The following is a 21,658-nucleotide window of genomic DNA, read 5'->3' as shown; positions in this document are numbered from 1 at the left end:
TCTGCCAGATTGATTTCCCGACAGAAGGAGCCCGTCTTGACTACTATCGACATCGTCCTGCTGGTCGTGTTGACCGTATTGTTCGTCGCATTTGCCGCAACGATGGCATGGGCCGAAGTCCTGCTTCGTCGTCTCGCGGCGGCGCACCGGCCGGCACACGCATCGAACCGCCGCAAGCGGCGCGCGTTTTAGTCGGACGCGACATCACTCGGAAGTTCCACGGCGATCAAATCGCTGGATGTCTTATCCAGTTCGCCGCCAAGCCTCTCGCGCGCAGCATTCCAGATCCGCGAGGCGATCTGCGGCTCGCGGTCCATCAGGCTATGCAGATCGGACGCATCGAGCGCGAGCAGGCGTGTCGGCTCCAGCGCCTGCACGGTTGCCGAACGCTTGGTCTGGCGCAGCGCGGCAATTTCACCAAAGAAATCACCCGCGCCGAGCCGCACATGCCGGTGGCGCAGTCTGATCTCGACTTCTCCGTCGACAATCAAGTACATCGAATGGGCGGGCTCGCCGCGCCGGGCAATGATCGCGCCCTTGTCCACTTTCTGGGCGCGCAGGATTTTCATCACATCGGCGACCTGGGTGGCGTTGAGCTGGCTGAATAGTGGAATGCGCGCGACCAATCCCCAGGTCACGACGAAGTCCCGCTTGTGGACCTCGTTGGTGAATGCGGTCGCGACAATACCCACCGGCAAGGCAACCATCAAAAGCCCGGCAAAGATCGTCAAGCCGCCGATCAGACGGCCCACTGCCGTAATCGGCACGGCATCGCCGTATCCGACTGTGCCGAGCGTGACGACGGCCCACCACATGGCGTCCGGTATGGTGCCGAACTTCTGAGGCTGTATGGCGCCTTCGGCAAGATGCATCAGCGCCGCCGCCATCAGCGTCGCTCCGCACAGGATTACGAAGCAACCGACCAGTGCGCGGCGCTCGGAATAGAGCGCGTCCAGCAGCGAGCGCATCGCCGGCGAATAGCGCGTCAGCTTGAAGAAGCGCAGGATGCGCAGCACCAGCAGCGCCTTGAAATCGGCCGCCACCAGAAACATCAGCCAGAACGGCGCCACCGCCGCCAGATCGATCAGACCTGCGGGGCTTGCAGCAAATCGCAGCGCCGCGCGAGCCGCGCCGTCTCGATGCCACAACGGATGTTCGACCGCGGTCCACAGCCTTGCAGCATACTCAATCGAGAAAACAACCAGCGCCAGGTACTCGATGATTTCGAAGACGTTGCTGTAGGCCGCGCCCCACTCCGGCACTGATTCGAGCACCGTGGCCGCCAGCGTCAGAACAACCAGAAAAATAAGCCCCGCACTGACGGCGTCGCTGAAACGCTCGTTGCCCGATCCCTGCTCAAGAATGGTGTACAGCCTTTGGCGCATCCGGGTAACGCGGAGCAGGACGGTCATTACCCAAGCGCCTCCAACACATCAAACTGAACGGTCAAGAGGCCCATAGGTGGAAATGCCGAGCATCTTGTAGACCGGATCGAAGGAAAGCATCCCGGTGCCGATGAGATAAGATCCGACCAACACGCCCAGGCCCGAGCCCGGCACGAAGAAGCCATCCTTCGCCAGATAAACGACGAGCGAAAGTCCCAGCACTGCACGTACGACGAGGTCAATAGTCCCGATGTTGCGCTGCATGTTCCAAGCTCCGATTAGATCGTCGCAATAATTTGCGCCAGGTGGCCGTCGTCCGCCTTGATATCGATCAACCGCGCGAAAGCAGAAGAGCAGGCCCTTGATCTGCGTCAAGCGCGGCGCAGCAACCGTCGTTTAGCTTGATGTCAATCCGTCAATCGATGCGAGGACCGCGATGTACGAATTTCTCGAAGAGACCGCCCGGCAAAACATGGCGAGCCGCGCCAGGACCGTCGCCCCCGAAATGACGGTTGGCGATCTGCTGCGCCTGTTCGATTCCGAGGGCGCCGACGGCTATCCGGTCCTGGATGGCGGGGTGCTCGTCGGCATCGTGTCCAAGGCCGACGCGCTCAAGGCTTTTGCCCTGGTGCCCGACAACGTAATTCCCCGCTACGATGACATGATGGGAACGACCGTCGGCGAGGTGATGTCCCGTCAGGTCACGACAGTCGAACCATCAACGCCGCTGCAGCGCGTTCTTCATCTGATGGTGTCGCATCATTTCAAGATCTTGCCGGTGATCAGCCAGAACAATCATCTCGAAGGCGTGATTACCCGCGACGACGTCATCGCAGCGCTTGCTCGCCTCGGCAAACATGAAGTCATGCCGCTGACGCACCCGCCCGTCGGTTATTACGCGATCGCCTGACGAGGCAAACGAGGCCTATAGGCCGGCAGCGAGCGCAATACGCATCAGTTCCGACATGCTGCGCGCACCTGTCTTCGCCATCAGGTTGGCGCGATAAACCTCGACCGTGCGCGGACTGATGTTGAGTTCGTGCGCGATGACCTTGTTGATTTTTCCAGCCACCAGCCCTTGCAGGACATCGCGCTCGCGAGGAGACAGCTCGTTCAGCCTCGTTTCCGCTTCCTTGCGCGCGGTGTTTTCGCCTTCGGCCGGACGTGCCTCGAGCGCCGTGCGGATGGCACTCAGAAGCACGGCGTCATCGAACGGCTTCTCGATGAAATCGACGGCACCTGCCTTCATCGCTTCAACCGCCAAAGCCACGTCGCCATGACCGGTGATCAGAATTACCGGCACTGCCAGACCTTCGTTCTTGAGTTTGCGAACAAGCTCGATGCCGTTCATTCCCGGCATTCGGATGTCGGAAACGACGACGCAGGTTGCGGGTCGGTCAGCCGCCTCGGAAAGGAAGGCGCCTGCCGTTTCGAACACCTTGGGTGCAAACCCGTTGACGTCGAGCAGGAATGCCAGCGAGTCGCGCATCGCGGCATCGTCGTCAATCACATAAACAGCAGCCCTATCGGCCATGCTCTGCCTCCGGTCCTGCAAACGGTAGCGTGAACTCGAATACGGTGCCACCCCCCTTGTTCGGGCGCGCGGAGATACGACCGCCATGCGCCTCGATAATGGTTCGGCAGATCGAAAGACCGACGCCCATCCCGTTCGCCTTGCTGGTTATAAAGGGTTGAAACAGGTGCTGTGCGATCTCCGGACTGATGCCGGCACCGGTGTCTGAAACCGAAAAGAAAGCAAACTCGCCGTCGCGCCTGGCATCTATGACCAATTCACGGCGAGTCGTTGTTTCCATGGCCTCCACGGCATTTCTGATCAAGTTGAGCGCGACCTGCTGAATCTGGATCTTGTCGACGATAATATCGGGAAGCTCCCGGTCGCAGCGGAGCGAAACCCGAACACCGCTCTCGCGCGCGCCTACCAGTGCAAGGGCGGCGGCCTCTTCCAGCAGCGTGGCCGGATCTTCCAGGGTGTGCTGGGTTTCACCCTTGGCGACGAACTCCCTGAGACGTTTGATGATGTCGCCGGCGCGCAGCGCCTGGTCCGAGCTTCGGTCCAGCGCCTCCCGGATCCGTTCCCTGTCGATCTGCTCGCTCTTGAGAAGGGTTGCGGCCCCCCGCAGGTAGCTGGTGATCGCCGACAACGGCTGGTTCAATTCGTGGGCCAGCGAGGAGGCCATCTCTCCCATCGCCGTCAGGCGCGAAACATGAACGAGCTCGGACTGCAACTCCTGCATCCGACGTTCCTGGCTTCGCCGCTCGGTCAGGTCGCGAATGAAGCCGGTGAAAAAGCGCTCCGAGCCGACCTGGGCGACACCCACCGCGAGCTCCATCGGAAATGTCGAACCATCCTTGCGTTCGCCGACAACGATTCGGCCGATGCCGATGATCCGACGCTCGCCGGTCTCAAGATAGCGGTGCAGATAGCTGTCGTGCTCCTGTCGATACGGCGATGGCATCAGGATCGAGACATTCTTTCCGATCACCTCCGTGGCCGACCAGCCAAACAGACGCTCGGCGGTCGTGCTGAACGAGCGCATGAGCCCGCGTTCATCGATCACGATCATCGCTTCCGGCACGGTATCCAGAATCGATTGAAGCTGCGCCTGCCGGTAATGCGCGTCTTCAGTCTCGTGAAGCAGCCGATTGCCGATATAGCCGAGGATCGGCCCCATCACGGCAAACAGGGTCACGTCGATCAGGTTCGCAGGATTTGTATAGAGTTCTGTCCGCAGGAAAAACGCACTGATCCCCAGGCACAAGGCCGTGGCAAACAGCGCCGGCCCCGCGCCGCCGGCAAATGCCGCAAACACGACGACCGGCACGTAGATCACCGTGAACGCGCGGTCCTGGAAATATCCCTGAAGAATGAGCAGGAATCCAAATGTGACCAGGGCAGCCAATGCGGCTAACCCATAGCGGAGCCAGAACTGGCGTTGCCGGATCATCTATTCTTCCGCTCCGGCAACCATCGAACAATATTCATCCCGTTTTCACTTCATGCTGATCTGGAAACGCCGATGCTGGGGCTGGGAACGTCCCCATGCAAGTGATAGCATAAACCAAGTTGAGGGCTACCGTCGCTAGCAGCGGAACGGAGATCCTTTGAGGCCAGACCATTCGCTAGAGACACCTGTGGATAGAACCGTCGCGGACTTGAACATCGCGCACTTCAAGAAGCTGCTTTCGACCGAGGTTGATCCGGTGAGACGGCAGACGATTGAGCGCCTTCTCGCCGAGGAGGAAGCCAAACTGGCCCAAGCTCTGGCCGCCAAGCAGAATGGCTCCGGCAAGGACTAGTCCTTCGCAGACCACGCCCGCCAGTGCGTCGGATTGATGACCACGCGCTCCATGGAAGGGACCTTGAACCAGCCGGCAGGAGCCCGGCGGCAGGCAAAAACGAGCGGGTGGACGCGGCCCTCCTCGATGACCGCCAACTCGAGGTCGCGGTCGTACGGCGCGGTTGATATTTTTTGCCAGACCAACCCGTCGTCCATGGTTTCGTTCTTTCGATAACTCGGCGGCATTACCGCCAGCCTGCGATGTTCGCGGACGACACCGCGATCATGTTTTCCTGCGCCATTTCCTGGAGGCAAGCAGGATACAGCCGTACTCCTTTGTTTCATTGACTTACGTCAATCCGGGTCCTCTTCCTTCAATGCTTCTCCCCTCCAGGCCAACACGATGGAAATGACACAGCCTGCCAGGATGTCCGCGGTCAGATTGATCGCCACGGTCAGAGCACCTCAAGCGAGTAGTTCTCGCTTGCAAGCGTTACCAGCGCTGGACGGTAGAGATGCACGCTCGCCGAACCGTCGGGCACGGAAAATCCTTGAATTTAATCGTGCAGTTTCGGCCAAAACCGGCCGGCCAGGCTTGAGCTATATCAAAAAACACACCTTCGATTCCTTCATATTGAGAAGCGTGCGCTCGGCGACGGCAACTACGTATATCCCCTTAATTGCGTCGGCTAGGCCGCCCGATATTCTGCGGCGCTTTGAATTTATTTGGTGCGCATTATGCTCTTTCAGAGACTCCGGGCCACATCGTCGCTCGAGCTGCGCCATTTCTCCACCCTCGAAGAGTTTCGCTCCTCCGAGCGGCTCGGTGAAGCACATGTCCTGCCTTTGAGTGGCCAGTCTTCGTCAGCGCACGCCATCGTCAGATTATCGGAATGCAAACTCGTCGTTAAACGAACGTTTCCGCGCATTCTGGAAGCGAGTTACAGCCCCAACGGCATGCTTTGCATCTTCCCGCTCACGCCGCCGGCGGGATTCAAGATCAACGACGTGGTCGTCGATTCCCGGTCCGTGGTGATCGTGCGCGGCCGGGTCGACTGTCAGATCGTCGAACCCGAAGCCAATCTTTTTGCAGTGATCGAGCTGGATCCGGCTATCGCCGACAGAGGCTGGCCGGAAGACCGCACCGGCATCCAGTTCGTTCATGCCGACACGCCCTCGGATCTTCAGGCTTTGCGGGGCAATGTGGCTCGCCTGCTTGCCGCGGCGTCAGAACAACCACGCGACGCCGCTTCGCTGGAAACAATGGAACGACAACTTCTGTGCTCGCTCGACGACGTTATCCTCAATGCCCGCTCAACCCTCCGGCCGCCGGCATATTTCGACCGTTACCTACGCATCGTCGAGCAAATCGAGGCCTATCAACAATTTCATCCTGACGCGGACGCGCGCGCGGGCGACCTCGCAAGGCACTGCGGCGTGTCGGCGAGGACTTTGCAGAACGCGACAAAATCGGTTCGCGGGATGAGCGTGCATCGCTATCTCCGCTTGCGGAAACTCTGGTCGGTACGGCGAACGCTCGCCGTGGGCCGGCCTGACACTGTCATCTCGGACGTGGCCCGAGCCAACGGCTTTCGGCACATGGGGGAGTTTGCTCGCGCCTATCGCCAGGCGTTTGGCGAGACGGCATCGACGACCCTGACAAGGGGACAGAGACGGGCATCCGAAGTGCAAAACCCGCCTGCAACCGTCGTCTACGATCCGGCCGGGCTCTGCTGAGAGGCGCGAAGAATTCCTCCACTTTCTGCATTCGGGTTCGTCCCGGCATCTCGAGGGCCGCCTCGCCATCTGATGCGGCCCGTTCCGCTGCAGCTAATTCGCCGGTCTTCGGGCGGCGCTTCAGCGGACCGATGCAACCCACAGGATCAGGCTGCGGCCCAATTCATCGAAAGCCCGATTGAATCCCGCCACGGCGGCGGCCGGCGTGAGCCCATCGAGAGGAGCGGATGCTTCAAACAGGCGGGCCGTCTTGACCTGCCCGGCGCCGTTGATGATCTTGGCCGAAAGCGCGATCGTCGCCTTACCGGGGTCAACCCCGATTTCGAATTGTCTCAGATCGATCACAAGACGCGTCTCCGCGGGGTTGATTGAATCGGCCCGGATTGGCGCATGGGCGATATCGTAATTCTCGAAACTTTGCAGAAGCCGGGCCTGGATAAGCGCCGGCAGGCTGTCGCTCCATTGCGCGTTCTCGAACGCCTCGTGCTGTTCTTCGTCGGACGCAAACAAGAACCGCTGGGTTTGAAGACGGGCAGTTGCCGTCGGTTCAGCGATGGCCAAACCGGCCACCAGCGGCGTCTTCGATGCCGGAAATTTATCGATAGCGCGAAGATCATAGACAATCTTGCGGGGTGGCGTCGTCGCACCGGTCATTTTCTCCAGGCCGGCAACGATGCCATCCAGTTTCGGCGTGTTGCGTGCCAAACCTTCCGTGAAGGTGCTCAGATTTGTGATGGCCTCGTGAAGCGGCTGAGAATTGTCGGACAGCACCTTGTCGACCTTGCGCAGCGCATCGCGCGCAGCCTGCGTCATGCTTTGTCCCGCGCCGGGCTCGGCGATCAAGGCTCCGTTGACCGGTGCAGCCGAAATGCTTTCACCTCCCTCCAACGCGACAACCGGCACGCCGGTCAGCCCCTGAAAATCGAGACCGACCTTGGTGTCGGCGCGAACGGGCGTATTTTGCGCCACCGCGATGCTCGCATGCACCTCGCGGGGGCGATCCGCAGCGATGCTTAGCGATGTGACCTCGCCGACCCGGATGCCGTTGAATAAGACGCCGGCGCCAACCAGCAGGCCCGGAACCGGACTGTTAAACACGATCTGATAGGTGTCGCGCTTGCCGATCCCACCGGTATTGTTGAGCCAGTAGACAAATCCGAATACGGCGGCGATCGCGCACAGCACGAAGGCACCGACAATGACGTAGGGAGCGCGGGTTTCCATCGTTCTCTCTCAGCTGGCTTCAAGATGAAGCATTTGTGCGCGTGCACCGTGAAAATAGGACCTGACCCAGGGGTGATCGGACTCCAGCACGGTCCGCAGCGGCCCCAGCGCCACGATCTTGCCGTCAGCCAGCGCGGCGACGCGGTCACATACGGCCGCCAGCGAGTTCAGGTCATGCGTGATCATGAAGACCGTAAATCGCAGCGTTTGCTGCAAGGTCTTGATCAGCGCATCGAACTCGCCGGCCGCGATCGGATCGAGCCCGGACGTCGGCTCGTCGAGAAACAGCAGCGCAGGATCGAGAGCCAGGGCTCGCGCAAGCGCCACGCGTTTGGTCATTCCGCCCGACAACTCCGAGGGAAACTTGTCGCCGTCGCTGGCGCTGAGCCCGACCATCTCCAGTTTGGCATTGGCGATCTCGTCGAGCAGCGCCGGCGAAAGATGCGCCGCCTCGCGCAAGGGAAACTGGACGTTTTGCCGCGCGTTCAGTGCCGAAAACAACGCGCCCTGCTGGAACAGCACGCCGCGGCGGCCCGCGCGATCCGCAGCGGCGTCGGCATAGACGATTTCGCCGGCCTGTTTGGGCAGCAGACCAATCAGCGTCCGCATCAGCACCGATTTGCCGCCGCCGGAGGCACCGACCAACCCGATGATCTCGCCGGCATTCACATCCAGGGAAAGGCGATCGATCACCACGTGCTGACCGAATCCGACCACGAGGTCACGAACGCTGATGGCGATCTCGCGCTCTGACATGGCTACATCCCGATCGAGGCGAAGAACACGGCGAACAGCCCGTCCAGAACGATGACCAGGAAAATCGATTTGACCACCGACGTCGTCGTCTGCTTGCCCAGCGATTCGGCGCTGCCCTGGACGCGCAGACCTTCGCCGCACGCGACGATGCCGATCACCAGCGCCATAAAGGGCGCCTTCAGAATGCCGACCTTGAACGACGTCACGGAAACGGCTTCATGCAACCGCGCGAGATAGATCGTCGGCGCCATGTCGCCATAGAACTGCGCAACCAGCCCGCCACCGTAGAGCCCGGCCATCGATCCAATGAATGTCAGAATCGGCAGCGCGATCACCAACGCGGCCACGCGCGGCAGGATCAACACCGCGACCGGATCGAGACCCATGGTGCTCAGCGCGTCGATCTCCTCCCGCATCTTCATCGAACCGAGTTCGGCGGTGTAGGCGCTGCCGGACCGTCCGGCCACCATAATTGAGACGATCAGCACGCCGATCTCACGCAGCACCAGGATGCCAACCATGTCGACGGTGTAGGATTCGGCCCCGAATTTGCGAAAATGAAAGAATCCCTGCTGTGCGATGATCGCGCCGATCAGGAACGTAATGAGCGCCATGATCGGAATCGCCAGCCATCCCACCTTGTAGAGCTGATAGACGGTCGAGGTCATCCTGAGCGAACGCGGGTGACGGAGGACGCTGAGCAACGCAATGCCAACGGCTCCCAGCATGTAGAGAAAGCTGGCGCTTTCGGCCACAACCCCGCGTCCTATCCGCTCGATCCAGTCGATGGCGAAGCCGCGACCTCGCGGCGCGGCAGACGGCCGGCGATTGACGCCTTGCAACTCGCGCATCAAACCGGCGTGCGAGGCCGAAACGCCGGTCAGCACGGCATTGCTCGATCCAGCCGAAGAACGCCGCAAGAGCTTTTCAAGCAGCCATGCGCCGATGGTATCGAGCGCCGTTACCTGACTTATATTAATCGTTGCGATGCCAGCCGGCGGCTGCCGTTCGCAGAGCCGTTCCAGGATCTCGACATTGGCGAGCGTCCAGGCGCCGCGCGGTCGGAGCGCCGTCGGCTCGTCGGGGTTCACAATCAGGTCCGGTCGGTCGGCCGGGAAGGCTTCTGTCGTCATGGAGGAAACCTAGCCAGGCGCGACTGTGCCGGCCTTGATACAGCGCAACGACCGTTCCCTGACGCAATTGATACACATCAAGGTCAGCGAACGGCGCTTTACCCTCGCTGGCCGAAATGCCCTCCGACGAGACCGATTGCGCCCGGTCAGGCGGGAATGCTCTGAGCCGAAGATGCCGCGGGGCCGGCGCCGGCGTGCGCCGAGAGATCCAGCGAGACGAGCGCGACGCTGGCATCCTGCGGGTCGGTCGTAACGCCAAATCCCAATTCGCGGCACATTGTGAGCATCGTGGTGTTGTCGTGCAGGACCTGGCCGCTCAGATACTTCAAGCCCTCGGCCTTGGCATAATCGATCAAGAGCTGCATCAAGGCCCAGCCAAGTCCCTTACCTTTCAGCTTGGAGTCGATCAGAATCGCATACTCGGCCTTCTCGTAACGTGAATCCGAATGAAGCCGGGCCACTCCCATGATTTCGTTCTTGGCGCCCAGCGCCACGAACGCCATCGAACGCGCATAGTCGAGTTGGGTCAGACGGGCGGTGAACTGATGCGAGAAATCCTTCACGGCATGGAAGAAACGAAGCCTGAGATCCTCCTGGGAAATGCCGCTGAGAAAGCCAGCGATCGCCGGCTCGTCTTCCGGCCGTAGCGGCCGGACCGCGACGGTCTCGCCGCTCCGAAGTTTGAGTTGTCCTTCCCACTGGCTCGGATAGGGACGCACCGCAAATCGACTTTGCCCGGCCACCGGCTTCTCGGCCTTACGAATCGCAACCCGGGCGTCGAGCGCCAGGACCCCATTCTCGTCCGCGAGCAGCGGATTGATGTCGAGCCCGCATATCTCCGGACAATCGGCCGCCATCTGGGACAGCTTTACAAGCGTGAGCGGAACCGCGTCCGGCGGCACCGCCGCTACGTCCCGATAAGCGGGTAATAATCGCGCGACCGCGGTCCGCCCGACAAGGTCGTTTGCCAAATTCATATCCAGCGGTGGCAGGGCCAGCGACTTGTCCTTGACGATTTCAACCGCCGTGCCGCCGCGACCGAACACGATCACCGGTCCGAATGTCGGGTCTTCGGCGATGCCGAGGATCAGTTCACGTGCGGCGGCCCGCACAATCATCGGCTGCACCATCACGCCATCGATGCGAGCCTCGGGACGCAAGCGCTTTGCATTGGCCATGACTTCGGCGGCGGCAGCCTGAACATGCACTTTGGTGGCAAGGCCGAGCTTGACGCCACCGACATCGGATTTGTGGGTGATGTCCCGCGACAGGATTTTAATGGCGACGGGCATGCCCTGCGCCAGAAACGGTTCGGCTCGTCCGGCCGCTTCGTCAGGCGTGGCAGCCGACAAGGTCGGCACCATCGGGATGGAATAGGCCGCAAACAGGCGGCTGATTTCGATCGGATCAAGCCACGACCGTCCTTCGGCCAAGGCGTTATCGATCGTCGACCTCGCCGCTTTCACGTCAGGCGCAAAAAGGGAAGACAGGTTGGGCGGGGTGGCCATCAGCGATTTCATGGCTTCGTCATGCTTGACGAGATGCATGAACGCACGCACGGCGTCGTCTTCGGTCGGGAAATGCGGGATCGCAGCCTTGTCGAAGATCGGCGCAACCAGCTGATCGGTGCCGACCCAGGCGGCCAGTACCGGCTTTGCCGTGTATCCCGCCGCCGCGCGATGAGCCCGTACCCGCTCGGCGACCGCGTGGGCGATCTGATCGGCCGGCGTTACCGCGGTTTCGACATTCATGACCAGCAGCGCGTGGCTCGCCGGATCGGCGAGCAAGACGTCCAGGGCTTTCAGGTAACGCTCGGCATCAGCATCACCCGCGATATCGACCGGATTGGCTCGCGACCAGGTCGGCGGCAGTACCGCATCCAGTTTGGCGACGATTGCCGCATCGAGCGCGGGAGCATTGCCGCCAAGTTCGGCCAGCCGATCGACCGCAAGGATGCCGATGCCGCCGCCATTTGTCAGGATCGTCAGGTTTTTTCCCTTGGGCGCATCGACATGACGGCCAAGGAGTTCTGCGCAATCGAACAGCTCACGAAGGTCGTATACCCGCAGCAGGCCGGCCCTGCGAAAAGCGGCATCGTAGACCGCATCCGACCCGGCAAGCGCGCCGGTATGCGTTGCAGCGGCCCTTGCGCCCTGCGCCATCCGCCCCGACTTGACGACGACAACCGGCTTGATGCGCGCGGCGGCGCGCGCTGCCGACATGAACTTGCGCGCGTCCTTGACCGCCTCGACATACAGGAGAATCGCACGGGTATTGCTATCGAGTGCAAAATAGTCGAGCAGATCGGCGACATCGACGTCGAGCTGATCACCGATCGATACGATCCCGGAGAAGCCGACCGATTTCTCCGCGCCCCAGTCGATCATCGCGGCCGCGATCGCGCCGGACTGCGAGATCAGCGCCAGGGATCCGGATACGGGCTGGCGCGCTGCGAAGCTTGCACTTAGTCCGATCGCCGGGAATATGATGCCGAGACAGTTCGGGCCGACGATGCGCAGGCCGCGCGCATTGGCCGCCTGAAGAACCGCCTCGGCGATCGATCCGGCACCGTGCCCAAGACCCGACGAGATAATCACGGCGCCCGCGACGCCCAGCCCTCCGGCCTCGCGGATAATCTCGGGAATCGACGCCGCTGGCGTCGTCACCACGATAAGGTCCGGAACAAAGGGCAGAGACGTGAGGCTGGGATAGGTTCGTTGGTCTCCGATACGGCCATATCGGGAATTCACGACCGCAATTTCGCCGGCGAATCCGCCCGTCACCAGGTTGCGAAGAACGATCGCTCCGATCGAAGAGGAGCGCGGGCTGCCGCCCACGATGGCGAGCCGCTTTGGCGTAAACGTCTTTTCCAGGCCGAACGTCGACATCACGCCGCCGCGAATGGAACAACCGGAGGGTATGTTAGCAGAACGGCACGCTCCATCGCTCGCATAATCTCCTCGCGTGCGATGATGCCCAGAAGGTTTCGCCGCTCGTCAATCACGGGCAGGCTCTTGACGCGATACTTGATCATCAGCTCCAGCGTCCGCTGCAACGAGGTGCCAGTTTCGACGGTAACAACGTTAGTTGACATGACATCGTCGACAGTCGTGGCCATACCGTCTTTGTAGTGTGGAACGAAATGATGCTCGGCAAAGGCAAAAGGCTTCAGCGCATCGAGCTTCGAAACCATGCCGACCAGCGTGTCTCCGCGCACGACCGGATATGCTTCAAAGTCGTCAGCGGCGAACAGCTTGTAGAGGCTCCCGACCGTGGTTTCAGGGGTCACGCTTCGGACCGAGCGGATCATGTTGTCGCCGACCGTCTGCTGGAGAAATTCGTGCATGCCGTGTTCCTTGGTCGCGGCTTTATCTATCTCGCTCATGTCGGTACGCTGGACGGCCGAGTTGGAGGCTGTGAGTTCGTAGAGTGATCGGGAACCGCTGACTGGCTCATGTCTTGCTTTCTGAAAATACGGAACCCGTAGAATCGTTTCTAACAGCGCTTTGCCGGATTGGTTTTGACTGAAATCAAACCAAGGCACGGTCTACGTCGAGAGACTGCGCCGATTATGACAGGACACCCGTGACATGCGCGCGATGGTTCTTCCGGCGCCGGGCAAGGCGTTGATTCCGCTCGAGCGTCCAGACCCGCGGCCGGGGCCGGGCGAAGTCCTGATCAAGGTAAGCGCGTGCGGCGTTTGCCGAACCGACCTGCATGTCGTGGATGGCGAACTGCCGGATATCCCCTACCCCGTCATCCCGGGACATGAAGTCGTCGGACGTGTCGAGGCGTTGGGAGCTGGCGTCACTGACCTTACGATCGGTATGCGTGTGGGCGTGCCGTGGCTTGGCTTCACCTGTGGCAAATGTCCTTACTGCCGGAACGACCAGGAAAATCTCTGCGATCGCCCCCAATTCACCGGCTATACCCGTGACGGTGGCTTTGCCAGCCATGTGGTGGCCGATTCCCGCTACTGCTTCCCGCTCGGGGAGCAGCGCGATGACGTCGCCCTCGCTCCCCTGCTCTGTGCGGGTCTGATCGGTTGGCGGTCGCTGGTGATGGCAGGTAACGGCAAAGCGATCGGAATTTACGGCTTCGGCGCGGCCGGCCATATCGTCGCACAGGTAGCGCGCGCGCAAGGCCGAACTGTCTACGCATTCACCCGTCGAGGCGACACCGAAGCGCAGCAGCTTGCACTTTCGCTCGGCGCTGACTGGGCCGGGGCTTCGGAAGAGATGCCCCCTGCCGAACTCGACGCCGCGATCATCTACGCGCCGGTCGGCGCCCTGGTGCCGCAAGCACTTCGCGCCGTGCGCAAAGGCGGCCGGGTGGTTTGCGCCGGCATCCATATGTCCGACATACCGACGTTTCCGTATCACATTCTCTGGGGCGAACGACAGATCGCATCGGTCGCGAACCTGACTCGCAAGGACGGCGTCGACTTTTTCAAAGCCGCCGCCGATCTGAATATCAAGACACACACCACCGTCTTTCCGCTCGACCAGGCCAATGAAGCGCTCGCCTGCCTGCGCGACGGAAAATTGGTGGGGGCTGCGGTGCTGCGTCCATGACGTCCGCCGAACAAGCAAAATCTGGGGAGCATCAAGAGGCGACGCTCGCTTTCTTGCACAACCTGGAACCACGATGCAAACGCATCGATACCCACGCCTCCATCGTATTTCTCGGCGAAAACCGCGTTCTCAAGGTCAAACGCGCCGTCCGCCTTCCTTTCCTGGATTACTCGACCCTAGGGAAGCGTAAACAGGCTTGCGAAGAGGAGCTGATCGTCAACCGGCGCTTCGCGCCGGAGCTCTATCGCCGCGTCGTTCCGATTACCCAAGGCGAACACGGCCTCGAAATCGGCGGCGAGGGTTCTGTCGTCGAATGGGCGGTCGAGATGGCGCGGTTCGACGAGAGCAAGACCTTCGATCACCTCGCCCGGGCCGACGCAATCTCGCTGGAGCTTGCCGAGACGCTCGCGGCCACGCTCCACAATTCGCATCGCGCAGCGGAGATTTCAGATGGTGCCGGCTGGCTCGCATCCATTTCCGGCATCATCGATCGCAACACGCAGGCGTTTCGCGGCGAATCCCAGCTCGCCCACGATGCCGTCGAGCGATTGGACAAACTCAGTCGCCAAAGGCTCACCGCTTGCCTGCCTCTGCTACGCGCGCGCGCCGCACAAGGTCTGGTTCGCCGCTGCCACGGCGACGCGCATCTCGGCAACATCACCTTGATCGGTGGGAAGCCGGTCCTGTTCGATGCGATCGAGTTCGACCCGGCGATCGCGACCACCGATATCCTCTACGATATTGCCTTCCCGCTGATGGATTTCTCCCATTTCAATCTGGCCGCTTGCGCGAACCGGCTGTTCAACGGCTATTTGCAGGCAAGCTGGCTGGAAAACGGGACCGGGCTGCGTCTCTTGCCGTTGTTCCTGTCGATGCGCGCTGCCATCCGCGCCAACGTACTTTTCACCAAGCGCCGCCTCTCGCCCGATCCCGGCGATATCGCCGCGGAGGCGCGAACCTATTTCGACCTCGCCGTGCACTGCATTGAGCCAGCCAGACCGTCGCTGGTTGCTGTCGGCGGCAAGTCCGGAACCGGCAAAAGCGTCCTGGCGCGCAATCTCGCTGCGCTTCTGGCGCCCCTTCCCGGCGCGCTCATCTTGCGCTCGGATGTCATTCGCAAGGAACTGCATGGATTTCACGCGCTCGCACCGCTGCCCGGCGCAGCCTATGGACCGGAAGTCACCGAACGGGTCTATCGAACGCTGATCGAGCGTGGCGGAAAGATCCTCGACCAGGGAATATCCGTCATCATCGACGCTGCGTTCCTGAAGGAGACGGAACGCGACGCGTTATCGAATGCGGCCATCCAAATGGATACAGACTTCGATCCGGTCTTTCTTACCGCCGATCTCGCGGTTCGCCTCGAACGCGTCCGCGCCCGCAAGAATGACGCATCGGATGCCACACCCGACATTGCCGCCGCACAGGAAGAATACGAAATCGGCAACATCGGCTGGCCGGTCGTCGACGCCTCGTCCTCGCCCGACCGGACGCTTGAGCGCGTCAAAAAGGCCCTCAAGGGGCAACGCGGATCTGGCCGGTAGTCAATGCTGCAAGACGTAAGACCCGGGCGCGTCATCGAACGCCCTGCTCTTGTCGGCTGAAGGCGGCGCAACGGCCGAACCGGACTGCGCGGCCAGAAAGCGCACCCATTCGCCCCACCATGATCCTTCGTGAGATGGCGCAAGCTTGAGCCATTCGTCAGGACCGACATAGGGGTCATGCGCCTTCCTGCTGAGAATCTGGTAGCTGTGCTCGGCTTCATCGGGCGCCGCCACGATGCCGGCATTATGGCCGCCATTGGCCAATACGAAGGTGACATCCGCGTCCGCCAGGAAGTGGATCTTGTGCACCGACTTCCACGGCGCGACGTGGTCGCGCAACGTTCCAACGACAAACATCGGTTTATGCAGGTCAGAGAGCGCGATCGGCTTGCCGTTGACCTCGTAACGGCCCTCGGCCAGATCGTTGTCCAGGAACAGATGACGCAGGTAGTCCGAATGCATCCGATAGGGCATGCGGGTCGCGTCGGCATTCCAGGACATCAGGTCGCTCGCAGGTGCACGCTCGCCAATCATATAGTCGTGCACCAGACGCGACCACAATAGATCGTTGGAGCGGAGCATCTGGAAGGCTCCGGCCATCTGCACCGGACCGAGAACGCCCCGTTGCCACATCATGTCTTCGAGGAACGCCACCTGGCTCTCGTTGATGAACAGCGTCAGCTCGCCGGCTTCGGTGAAGTCGGTTTGTGCGGCCAGCAGCGTGACAGTGCGAAGGCAGTCCGGACGGTCGCGCTGGAGACGCGCAGCCGCGATCGACAGCAGCGTGCCGCCGAGACAATAGCCCGTGGCGTGAATTGCCCGGTTCGGCAAAATCTCGTTGATTGCATCGATCGCTGCGTCGACACCGCGTTCGCGATAATCTTCCAGACTGAGATTCCTGTCGTCGGAGGTCGGATTCTTCCAGGAAATCATGAAAACCGTGAAGCCATTCTGGACCAGGAACCGCACCAGCGAATTGCGTGGCGAAAGATCCAGAATGTAATATTTCATGATCCAAGCTGGCACGATGAGCACCGGCTCTGGCCGCACGGTCGGCGTCGTCGGGGCATACTGAATCAGTTCGATCAGCTCATTGCGATAGACCACTTTGCCGGACGTGATCGCCACGTCCTTGCCGACGGTGAAGCGCTGATCCGGCCTGCTGCCGCCGGCCAGCATCAGCCAGTCTTCAATCCAGTTCTTGAAGCCGTGAACGAAATTGCCGCCCCCGGTCTCCATGATCTTGCGCAGCACTTTTGGATTGCTGAAGGGAAAGTTGGTCGGCGCGAGCGTGTCGAGCGACTGACGCAAGACGAAATCGGCAATCGCCGCGTCAGAGCGCGCTAACCCGCGAATATTTGCCGTGGTTGAATGCCACCAATCCTCGGTCAGCAAGAATGCCTGGGCCAGAAGGTTGAAGGGCGGCAGTTCCCAATCCCGTCCCTGAAAGCGGCGATCGGTTGCCGGCGGCTTGATCGCCGACCAGGGCAGGAATCTCGCATGCCTTGGGGTCAGAGCATCGACGAACTCCTTGGCGTGCTGAAGCGCCTCGCCGGTCAGGGAAGCGCACTTTCCGGGCGCCGCCAAAAGATGAAACTGCCAGTCGGCGAACGCCAATGCGACAGCTGCCGGAGAAACGCCGCCCGTCAGCCGTGCAACGCCCGCATGAAAGGCTCGATCTGCCGCTTCCGTGGCCGCCAAGAGATCAGGCGATGGCGCCTCGACCGGTTCGGGTAGAGCGCGCACGATCCGCTCCTCGGTGGAGTTCGCAACGCTGCCGGCTGGTACAGAAGATGGCATGAGGGATCTCTCGACTAAAAACGAAAATTCAGGCGCGTGGCTCCGCGAGCCCGAAATGTTTGCGGCCGACGGCGATGATCTCATCGTCGGTCGGATGGTCGCTGGATTCGAGCCGGAGCGCGATTTGCGGCCGCGCTTTTTCCAAGTAGTGCTTGAGAGCCGTCTTCTCGCCGCCGGGGCCGAGAATGAGAACGTCGTCGCAGGCCTCGATGGCTCTTGTGACCGCCGACAGAAACGCCGGATCCTCCTGGACGCGACCCGATCCGATGGCATTGGCGTGGTGATGCAGATGCGCGGACGTCAGCTGTGCGTGCACCACGCGCGAACTCACACCCGTCAGGCCCATTGCGAAGATCTTCGCCGTCAGGTGATCGATCCAGACCACGGCCCGCCGATGGAGCTGATCTGTTTGCGCCGAATGTGCCATTCGAATTCCCTTCTCCATTTCGCAGCGATGAGGACCACGGGTGCGCCAGCTGTGCAGATTCGTTGACGGCCTTCCGTCGCTCCGAAGCCTGCAGCACGGCTCGGGTGAGCCGGCCGCCTCATTCGAGAAGTTACGTTATGGGGTGCGGATCGGACCGCTTTGACGTGCATCAAATTGATCAACCGTGGCATGTGCTTTGATACACTTAAGCAATATTGGCAAACGGTGCAGAACGGCATGTACAGGAACCTGCTAGCGCATATCCCGACCGAACGTTCGCCGCGTCCGGCGATCGACGCCTCGATCTCATTGGCATTGACGCTCGGCGCCGATCTTGAGGCCGTGGCGGTCGGTTATGAATCGGTCAATGACGTGCCGTTCGTTGCAGAAGGCGGCATAGCGATGGCGCCATTGTTTGAGGAGCAACATGCCGAAGCGCTGGAGCGGGCCAATGGCGCGCTCGCCGTTTTTGAAGTCGAGGCAAAAGCGGCCAAGGTCAGCCATCGAAGTCACGCGTTCGGCGCGTCTTTCGCGGAAGCGACCACCATCTTCAGTGCCAAGGCCCGGCTTTCCGATCTCACCATCCTTTCACAGCCGGATTCCTCCTACGAGACGTACGACAATCTGCTTCCGCCTGCCGTTCTTCTGCAAACGGGCGGACCGGTGCTCGTGGTTCCCTATACCTTTCGGGGGGCAATCAAGATCGGCCGGATCGGAATTTGCTGGGATGGCAGCCGACTGGCGGCACGGGCGATGCATGATGCGATGCCGCTACTGGCCAGGGTCAACGAGCTGACCATTCTCAGCGTCAACGAACCGGTGTGTGAAGAAGCCTCCGCGGCCCACCTCGCGGCACGGCTGGCGGGCCTCGGCCTGCCGGCAAAGATCATCGCTCTGCAGGCCGACAAATCCGACATTCAGCCGACGATCCTGTCCGCAACCGCGGACGAGAATCTGGACCTGCTCGTCATGGGTGGTTATGGGCATTCCCGCTTGCAAGAAGTCGTGCTCGGCGGCGTGACCCGCGACATGTTCCGATGCATGACGGTGCCGACCCTGATGTCGCACTAGATCGGCGCAGGCCCGGAGCGTGTTCTTGCTAATTTTGAAGCTTCCATTTGACCTCGATCAAGCGCGGCCAAGGTCAAGCGGTGCTTATTGCGTGTGGTAGCGCTTGGGTGCGCACGTGAGCGGAAGGTGACGTGATGTCCGGCAGGCAATTTGCGATCTTTGTTCTTGGCTTGCTTATCGTCACTTCTGCCAGCCGGCCGACGCTGGCCGCCAACGCCGCGCAGGGCAAGCGCCTTGCGCTCACATACTGCGCGCGCTGTCACGCAGTCGACAAGGTGAGCCCCAGCCCGCTGAAAATCGCGCCGCCCTTCCGGACGCTCCATGAGCGCTATCCGGTCGGAATGTTGGAAGAGTCCCTGGCGGAAGGCATCGTGACCGGGCATCCGACCATGCCGCAATTTCGTTTTGAGCGCGATCAGATCGGCGACTTCATTGCGTTCTTGAAGACACTAGAGTGATACGGCCGCTGCTTCGCGCATAACCCGTCCCTGAACGGCGGACGACTCGTTGGCGCTATCGGACAGCGATCCCATTGGCGATATCGTTGGCGCGGAGAGCGGAGCCGCTTGCCCCCTAACCTCCGCCTCCTCGAATTCGGCCGCGACAATGGCCCGGTCGAGCGCCGCTCGCAGCTCTTTGGCTGTTTCGAGCGTCAGTTCGATGCCGGCGCGCGCTGCGGGATCAAGCGCCGTGTTGATGAAGTCCAACGTGATGACGTCGCCAAACGGCGCGTGGCGTGCGTGATCGTAGGCGACGACGCTATGCGAGAGCGAAAACCAGCCGGCCTCACGCCTGGCCATCCCTTCCGCCCGAACGACTTCAACGATCGAGGTACACATCTGGACTCTCCTACGCGGCGAGATGCCTGGCCAAAAAAGCGAACACCTTGCCCCAGCCGTCCATCGCCTGCTCGGGGCTATAAAGCGGCCGGTGCCAGTAAAAGAAGCCGTGCCCGGCGCCGTCGTAGCGATAAAATTCGTACGACTTGCCCTGCTTCTTGAGTTCGGCTTCGTGCAGATTCACCTGTTCCGGGCTTGGCGCGCGATCGTCATTGCCGAACAAGCCGAGCAGCGGGCAGCTGAGATCCTTGGTCAAGTCGATCGGCGCAACGGGAGTTTTGTCGTTGAGTTCTTCCTTGGCCATCACCACCCGGCCGCCCCAGAGTTCCACGCAGGCATCAACATCCCTGTTGCGGCAGCTGTAGATGAAAGCGTGCCTGCCTCCGGAGCAGGAGCCGAAAATGCCAACCTTGCCGTTGTGATTGGGTTGCGAGCGCATCCATTGTACGGCGGCAGCCGTATCGCCGATCATCTGGGCGTCGGAGATGCCGCCCTCTGCCCGCACCTTGGCCGCAACATCGTCCGGATTTCCCTGCCCCGCCCTTTCATAAAGGTTGGCGCAAATCGCGAGATAGCCGTGATGGGCAAAACGGCGCGTGGTCTCGATATAGAACTCGCTCCAGCCCGGAAGGTGATGGACAAGCACGACGCCGGGAAACGGGCCGGCGCCGGACGGCTTGGCGACATAGGCTGTTATCGGCGTACCCTGATCTCCCTTGAGGGAAACGTTCTCGCAGATCATGCCACGGTAATACGACATCGGTTTCTTGCTCCCTTGCGCAACTCACCGGTTGGCGCCGGTCATTGGAAAGTATTGGTCAGCGTTCCCAGATGGCTGATCGAGATCGACACCTTGTCGCCGGCGCGGAGGAATTTGGGCGGATTGAAGCCGAGGCCGACGCCGGCTGGCGTGCCCGTGGCTATGATGTCGCCCGGCTTCAACGTGAGACCTGCGGAAATCGTTGCGACCAGACTAGGAATGTCGAAGATCAGATCGCGCGTATTGGCGTTCTGGCGCAGTTCGCCGTTGACCCAGCATTTGACGTCGAGGTTCTCGGGGTCGAGCTCATCGGCGGTAGCGATCCAAGGGCCCATCGGACAGAACGTGTCGAGCGCCTTGCCGAGGAACCACTGCTTGTGATTGCGCTGGCGGTCACGGGCCGTGACGTCGTTCACGATGGTGTAACCGAAGATGTGCTCGTAGGCCTGCTCGCGCTTGATGTCGCGACCTTCCTTGCCGATGATCAGCGCAAGCTCGGCCTCGTAATCGACGCTCGAAGTAATGTGGCTATGCAGCTGGACCACGTCGTTGGGCCCGACCAGGGTATTTGCCGGCTTGGTGAAGACAGCGGGATGGCTGTCGATTTCGGCGCCTTTCACCGCACCAGCCTCATAGCCGCTGTTTGAAAACTCGCGTGCATGGTCGCGGTAGTTCTTGCCGACGCAGAAGATGTTGCGACGCGGCGCCGGAATCGGTGCCAGCAAGGTGACGTCCGCGAGCGGGCAGGCATTGGCGTCGTCGGTCGCGGCGGATCGCAGATCGTCTGCGCGCGCGATGGCGTCGAGCATGTCCTCGACACCCGCAATGGGCGCGATCCTTGTTTCGGTGGAGTCGATGCGTCCAATTCGGATCACGCCGTTTGCGGCATAGCGGGCGAGCTTCATGGATCTCCTTGTTTGTCAGTTGTGACGACGGCTGGGAGCATGCCGTCGTTTCGTGAGAGATGTTCGACCGCGAAAGAGCGGCCCTTGCGTCGACGCGTAGCAACGCTGCCAGGATAATGAGCCCATAGGCCGCGACGGTGAAGATATCGATGGCCTCAGGGGCATTGCTGCACGACGTAACCGGCGAGCGCCGGAAACAGCGCA

The 21,658-nt window shown here is 61.2% G+C and carries 23 protein-coding genes; 8 read left to right on the top strand and 15 right to left on the bottom strand.

What is annotated here, in order from left to right:
- Nucleotides 1–36 precede the first annotated feature (36 nt).
- Nucleotides 37–192, top strand: a complete 156-nt coding sequence (locus VFL62_RS01285) for a hypothetical protein (protein ID WP_325170568.1) — start codon at nt 37–39, stop codon at nt 190–192.
- On the opposite strand, the gene VFL62_RS01280 is transcribed toward VFL62_RS01285, so the two are convergent.
- Together VFL62_RS01280 and VFL62_RS01275 are read right to left on the bottom strand one after the other, a co-directional pair.
- Nucleotides 189–1,412 (bottom strand): cyclic nucleotide-gated ion channel, encoded by a 1,224-nt coding sequence (locus VFL62_RS01280; protein WP_325170567.1) that lies wholly within the window; start codon nt 1,410–1,412, stop codon nt 189–191. The two genes, VFL62_RS01285 and VFL62_RS01280, sit on opposite strands and share 4 nt — an antisense overlap.
- A 21-nt stretch (nt 1,413–1,433) precedes the next feature.
- Complete coding sequence (locus tag VFL62_RS01275; protein ID WP_325170566.1) at nt 1,434–1,649, bottom strand: DUF2892 domain-containing protein; 216 nt, start codon at nt 1,647–1,649, stop codon at nt 1,434–1,436.
- 172 nt (nt 1,650–1,821) lie between these two features.
- On the opposite strand from VFL62_RS01275, the gene VFL62_RS01270 reads away from it, so the two are divergent.
- Entirely contained in the window at nt 1,822–2,295 is a 474-nt protein-coding gene (locus VFL62_RS01270; RefSeq protein WP_325170565.1) for an HPP family protein, read from the top strand.
- A gap of 15 nt (nt 2,296–2,310) precedes the next feature.
- On the opposite strand, the gene fixJ is transcribed toward VFL62_RS01270, so the two are convergent.
- Nucleotides 2,311–2,919: a response regulator FixJ gene (gene fixJ / locus VFL62_RS01265; RefSeq protein ID WP_325170564.1), complete on the bottom strand. Its 609-nt coding sequence runs from the start codon at nt 2,917–2,919 to the stop codon at nt 2,311–2,313.
- Entirely contained in the window at nt 2,909–4,351 is a 1,443-nt protein-coding gene (locus VFL62_RS01260) for a PAS domain S-box protein (RefSeq protein ID WP_325170563.1), read from the bottom strand. The genes fixJ and VFL62_RS01260 overlap by 11 nt, the downstream gene beginning before the upstream one ends.
- 187 nt (nt 4,352–4,538) lie before the next feature.
- On the opposite strand from VFL62_RS01260, the gene VFL62_RS01255 reads away from it, so the two are divergent.
- Nucleotides 4,539–4,703, top strand: coding sequence for a hypothetical protein (locus VFL62_RS01255; RefSeq protein WP_325170562.1), 165 nt, complete (start codon nt 4,539–4,541; stop codon nt 4,701–4,703).
- On the opposite strand, the gene VFL62_RS01250 is transcribed toward VFL62_RS01255, so the two are convergent.
- Nucleotides 4,700–4,900, bottom strand: coding sequence for a hypothetical protein (locus VFL62_RS01250; RefSeq protein ID WP_325170561.1), 201 nt, complete (start codon nt 4,898–4,900; stop codon nt 4,700–4,702). The two genes, VFL62_RS01255 and VFL62_RS01250, sit on opposite strands and share 4 nt — an antisense overlap.
- A 522-nt stretch (nt 4,901–5,422) precedes the next feature.
- Here VFL62_RS01250 and VFL62_RS01245 point away from each other — a divergent pair.
- Entirely contained in the window at nt 5,423–6,421 is a 999-nt protein-coding gene (locus VFL62_RS01245) for a helix-turn-helix domain-containing protein (protein ID WP_325170560.1), read from the top strand.
- 120 nt (nt 6,422–6,541) lie between these two features.
- Here the strand turns inward: VFL62_RS01245 and VFL62_RS01240 are convergent, their stop codons facing one another.
- The 5 genes from VFL62_RS01240 to VFL62_RS01220 form a co-directional block, all read right to left on the bottom strand.
- Nucleotides 6,542–7,645: an ABC-type transport auxiliary lipoprotein family protein gene (locus VFL62_RS01240; protein WP_325170559.1), complete on the bottom strand. Its 1,104-nt coding sequence runs from the start codon at nt 7,643–7,645 to the stop codon at nt 6,542–6,544.
- Nucleotides 7,646–7,654: 9 nt separating this feature from the next.
- On the bottom strand, nt 7,655–8,401 hold the full coding sequence (locus VFL62_RS01235) for an ABC transporter ATP-binding protein (RefSeq protein WP_325170558.1): 747 nt from the start codon (nt 8,399–8,401) through the stop codon (nt 7,655–7,657).
- Nucleotides 8,402–8,403: 2 nt separating this feature from the next.
- Nucleotides 8,404–9,534 (bottom strand): ABC transporter permease, encoded by a 1,131-nt coding sequence (locus tag VFL62_RS01230; RefSeq protein WP_325170557.1) that lies wholly within the window; start codon nt 9,532–9,534, stop codon nt 8,404–8,406.
- Nucleotides 9,535–9,680: 146 nt separating this feature from the next.
- Nucleotides 9,681–12,422: a bifunctional acetate--CoA ligase family protein/GNAT family N-acetyltransferase gene (locus VFL62_RS01225; protein ID WP_325170556.1), complete on the bottom strand. Its 2,742-nt coding sequence runs from the start codon at nt 12,420–12,422 to the stop codon at nt 9,681–9,683.
- On the bottom strand, nt 12,422–13,078 hold the full coding sequence (locus tag VFL62_RS01220) for a CBS domain-containing protein (RefSeq protein ID WP_325170555.1): 657 nt from the start codon (nt 13,076–13,078) through the stop codon (nt 12,422–12,424). Before VFL62_RS01220 ends, VFL62_RS01225 begins: the two co-directional genes overlap by 1 nt.
- Before the next feature lie 46 nt (nt 13,079–13,124).
- Here VFL62_RS01220 and VFL62_RS01215 point away from each other — a divergent pair, with 46 nt between their 5' ends.
- Both VFL62_RS01215 and VFL62_RS01210 read left to right on the top strand, forming a co-directional pair.
- Nucleotides 13,125–14,108 carry a zinc-dependent alcohol dehydrogenase family protein gene (locus VFL62_RS01215; protein ID WP_325170554.1) on the top strand — a complete coding sequence of 328 codons (984 nt, stop codon included), beginning with the start codon at nt 13,125–13,127 and terminating at the stop codon, nt 14,106–14,108.
- A gap of 53 nt (nt 14,109–14,161) precedes the next feature.
- Entirely contained in the window at nt 14,162–15,652 is a 1,491-nt protein-coding gene (locus tag VFL62_RS01210) for an AAA family ATPase (protein WP_325170553.1), read from the top strand.
- Here the strand turns inward: VFL62_RS01210 and VFL62_RS01205 are convergent, their stop codons facing one another.
- Together VFL62_RS01205 and VFL62_RS01200 are read right to left on the bottom strand one after the other, a co-directional pair.
- A complete protein-coding gene (locus VFL62_RS01205) occupies nt 15,653–17,452 on the bottom strand; it encodes a PHA/PHB synthase family protein (protein ID WP_325170552.1) in 1,800 nt (599 codons plus the stop codon).
- A 28-nt stretch (nt 17,453–17,480) separates the two neighbouring features.
- Entirely contained in the window at nt 17,481–17,879 is a 399-nt protein-coding gene (locus tag VFL62_RS01200; protein WP_325170551.1) for a hypothetical protein, read from the bottom strand.
- A gap of 237 nt (nt 17,880–18,116) precedes the next feature.
- On the opposite strand from VFL62_RS01200, the gene VFL62_RS01195 reads away from it, so the two are divergent.
- Together VFL62_RS01195 and VFL62_RS01190 are read left to right on the top strand one after the other, a co-directional pair.
- Nucleotides 18,117–18,950 carry a universal stress protein gene (locus VFL62_RS01195; protein ID WP_325170550.1) on the top strand — a complete coding sequence of 278 codons (834 nt, stop codon included), beginning with the start codon at nt 18,117–18,119 and terminating at the stop codon, nt 18,948–18,950.
- Between the two features lie 134 nt (nt 18,951–19,084).
- Nucleotides 19,085–19,408 carry a c-type cytochrome gene (locus VFL62_RS01190; RefSeq protein ID WP_325170549.1) on the top strand — a complete coding sequence of 108 codons (324 nt, stop codon included), beginning with the start codon at nt 19,085–19,087 and terminating at the stop codon, nt 19,406–19,408.
- On the opposite strand, the gene VFL62_RS01185 is transcribed toward VFL62_RS01190, so the two are convergent.
- From VFL62_RS01185 to VFL62_RS01175, 3 genes are read right to left on the bottom strand one after another with little or no spacing between them, the layout of a single operon-like run.
- The gene (locus VFL62_RS01185; RefSeq protein WP_325170548.1) at nt 19,400–19,789 is read right to left on the bottom strand and encodes a DUF6295 family protein; all 390 of its coding nucleotides are present in this window, start codon (nt 19,787–19,789) and stop codon (nt 19,400–19,402) included. The genes VFL62_RS01190 and VFL62_RS01185 overlap by 9 nt on opposite strands.
- Nucleotides 19,790–19,799: 10 nt before the next feature.
- The gene (locus VFL62_RS01180; RefSeq protein ID WP_325170547.1) at nt 19,800–20,549 is read right to left on the bottom strand and encodes a dienelactone hydrolase family protein; all 750 of its coding nucleotides are present in this window, start codon (nt 20,547–20,549) and stop codon (nt 19,800–19,802) included.
- Nucleotides 20,550–20,590: 41 nt separating this feature from the next.
- On the bottom strand, nt 20,591–21,454 hold the full coding sequence (locus VFL62_RS01175; RefSeq protein WP_325170546.1) for a fumarylacetoacetate hydrolase family protein: 864 nt from the start codon (nt 21,452–21,454) through the stop codon (nt 20,591–20,593).
- Between the last annotated feature and the right edge of the window lie 204 nt (nt 21,455–21,658).

This window comes from Bradyrhizobium sp., from assembly GCF_035701725.1.
Lineage (GTDB): Bacteria > Pseudomonadota > Alphaproteobacteria > Rhizobiales > Xanthobacteraceae > Bradyrhizobium.
The sequence above is the reverse complement of the archived record's forward strand: the minus strand, read 5'-3'. Positions and strand labels throughout refer to the sequence as shown.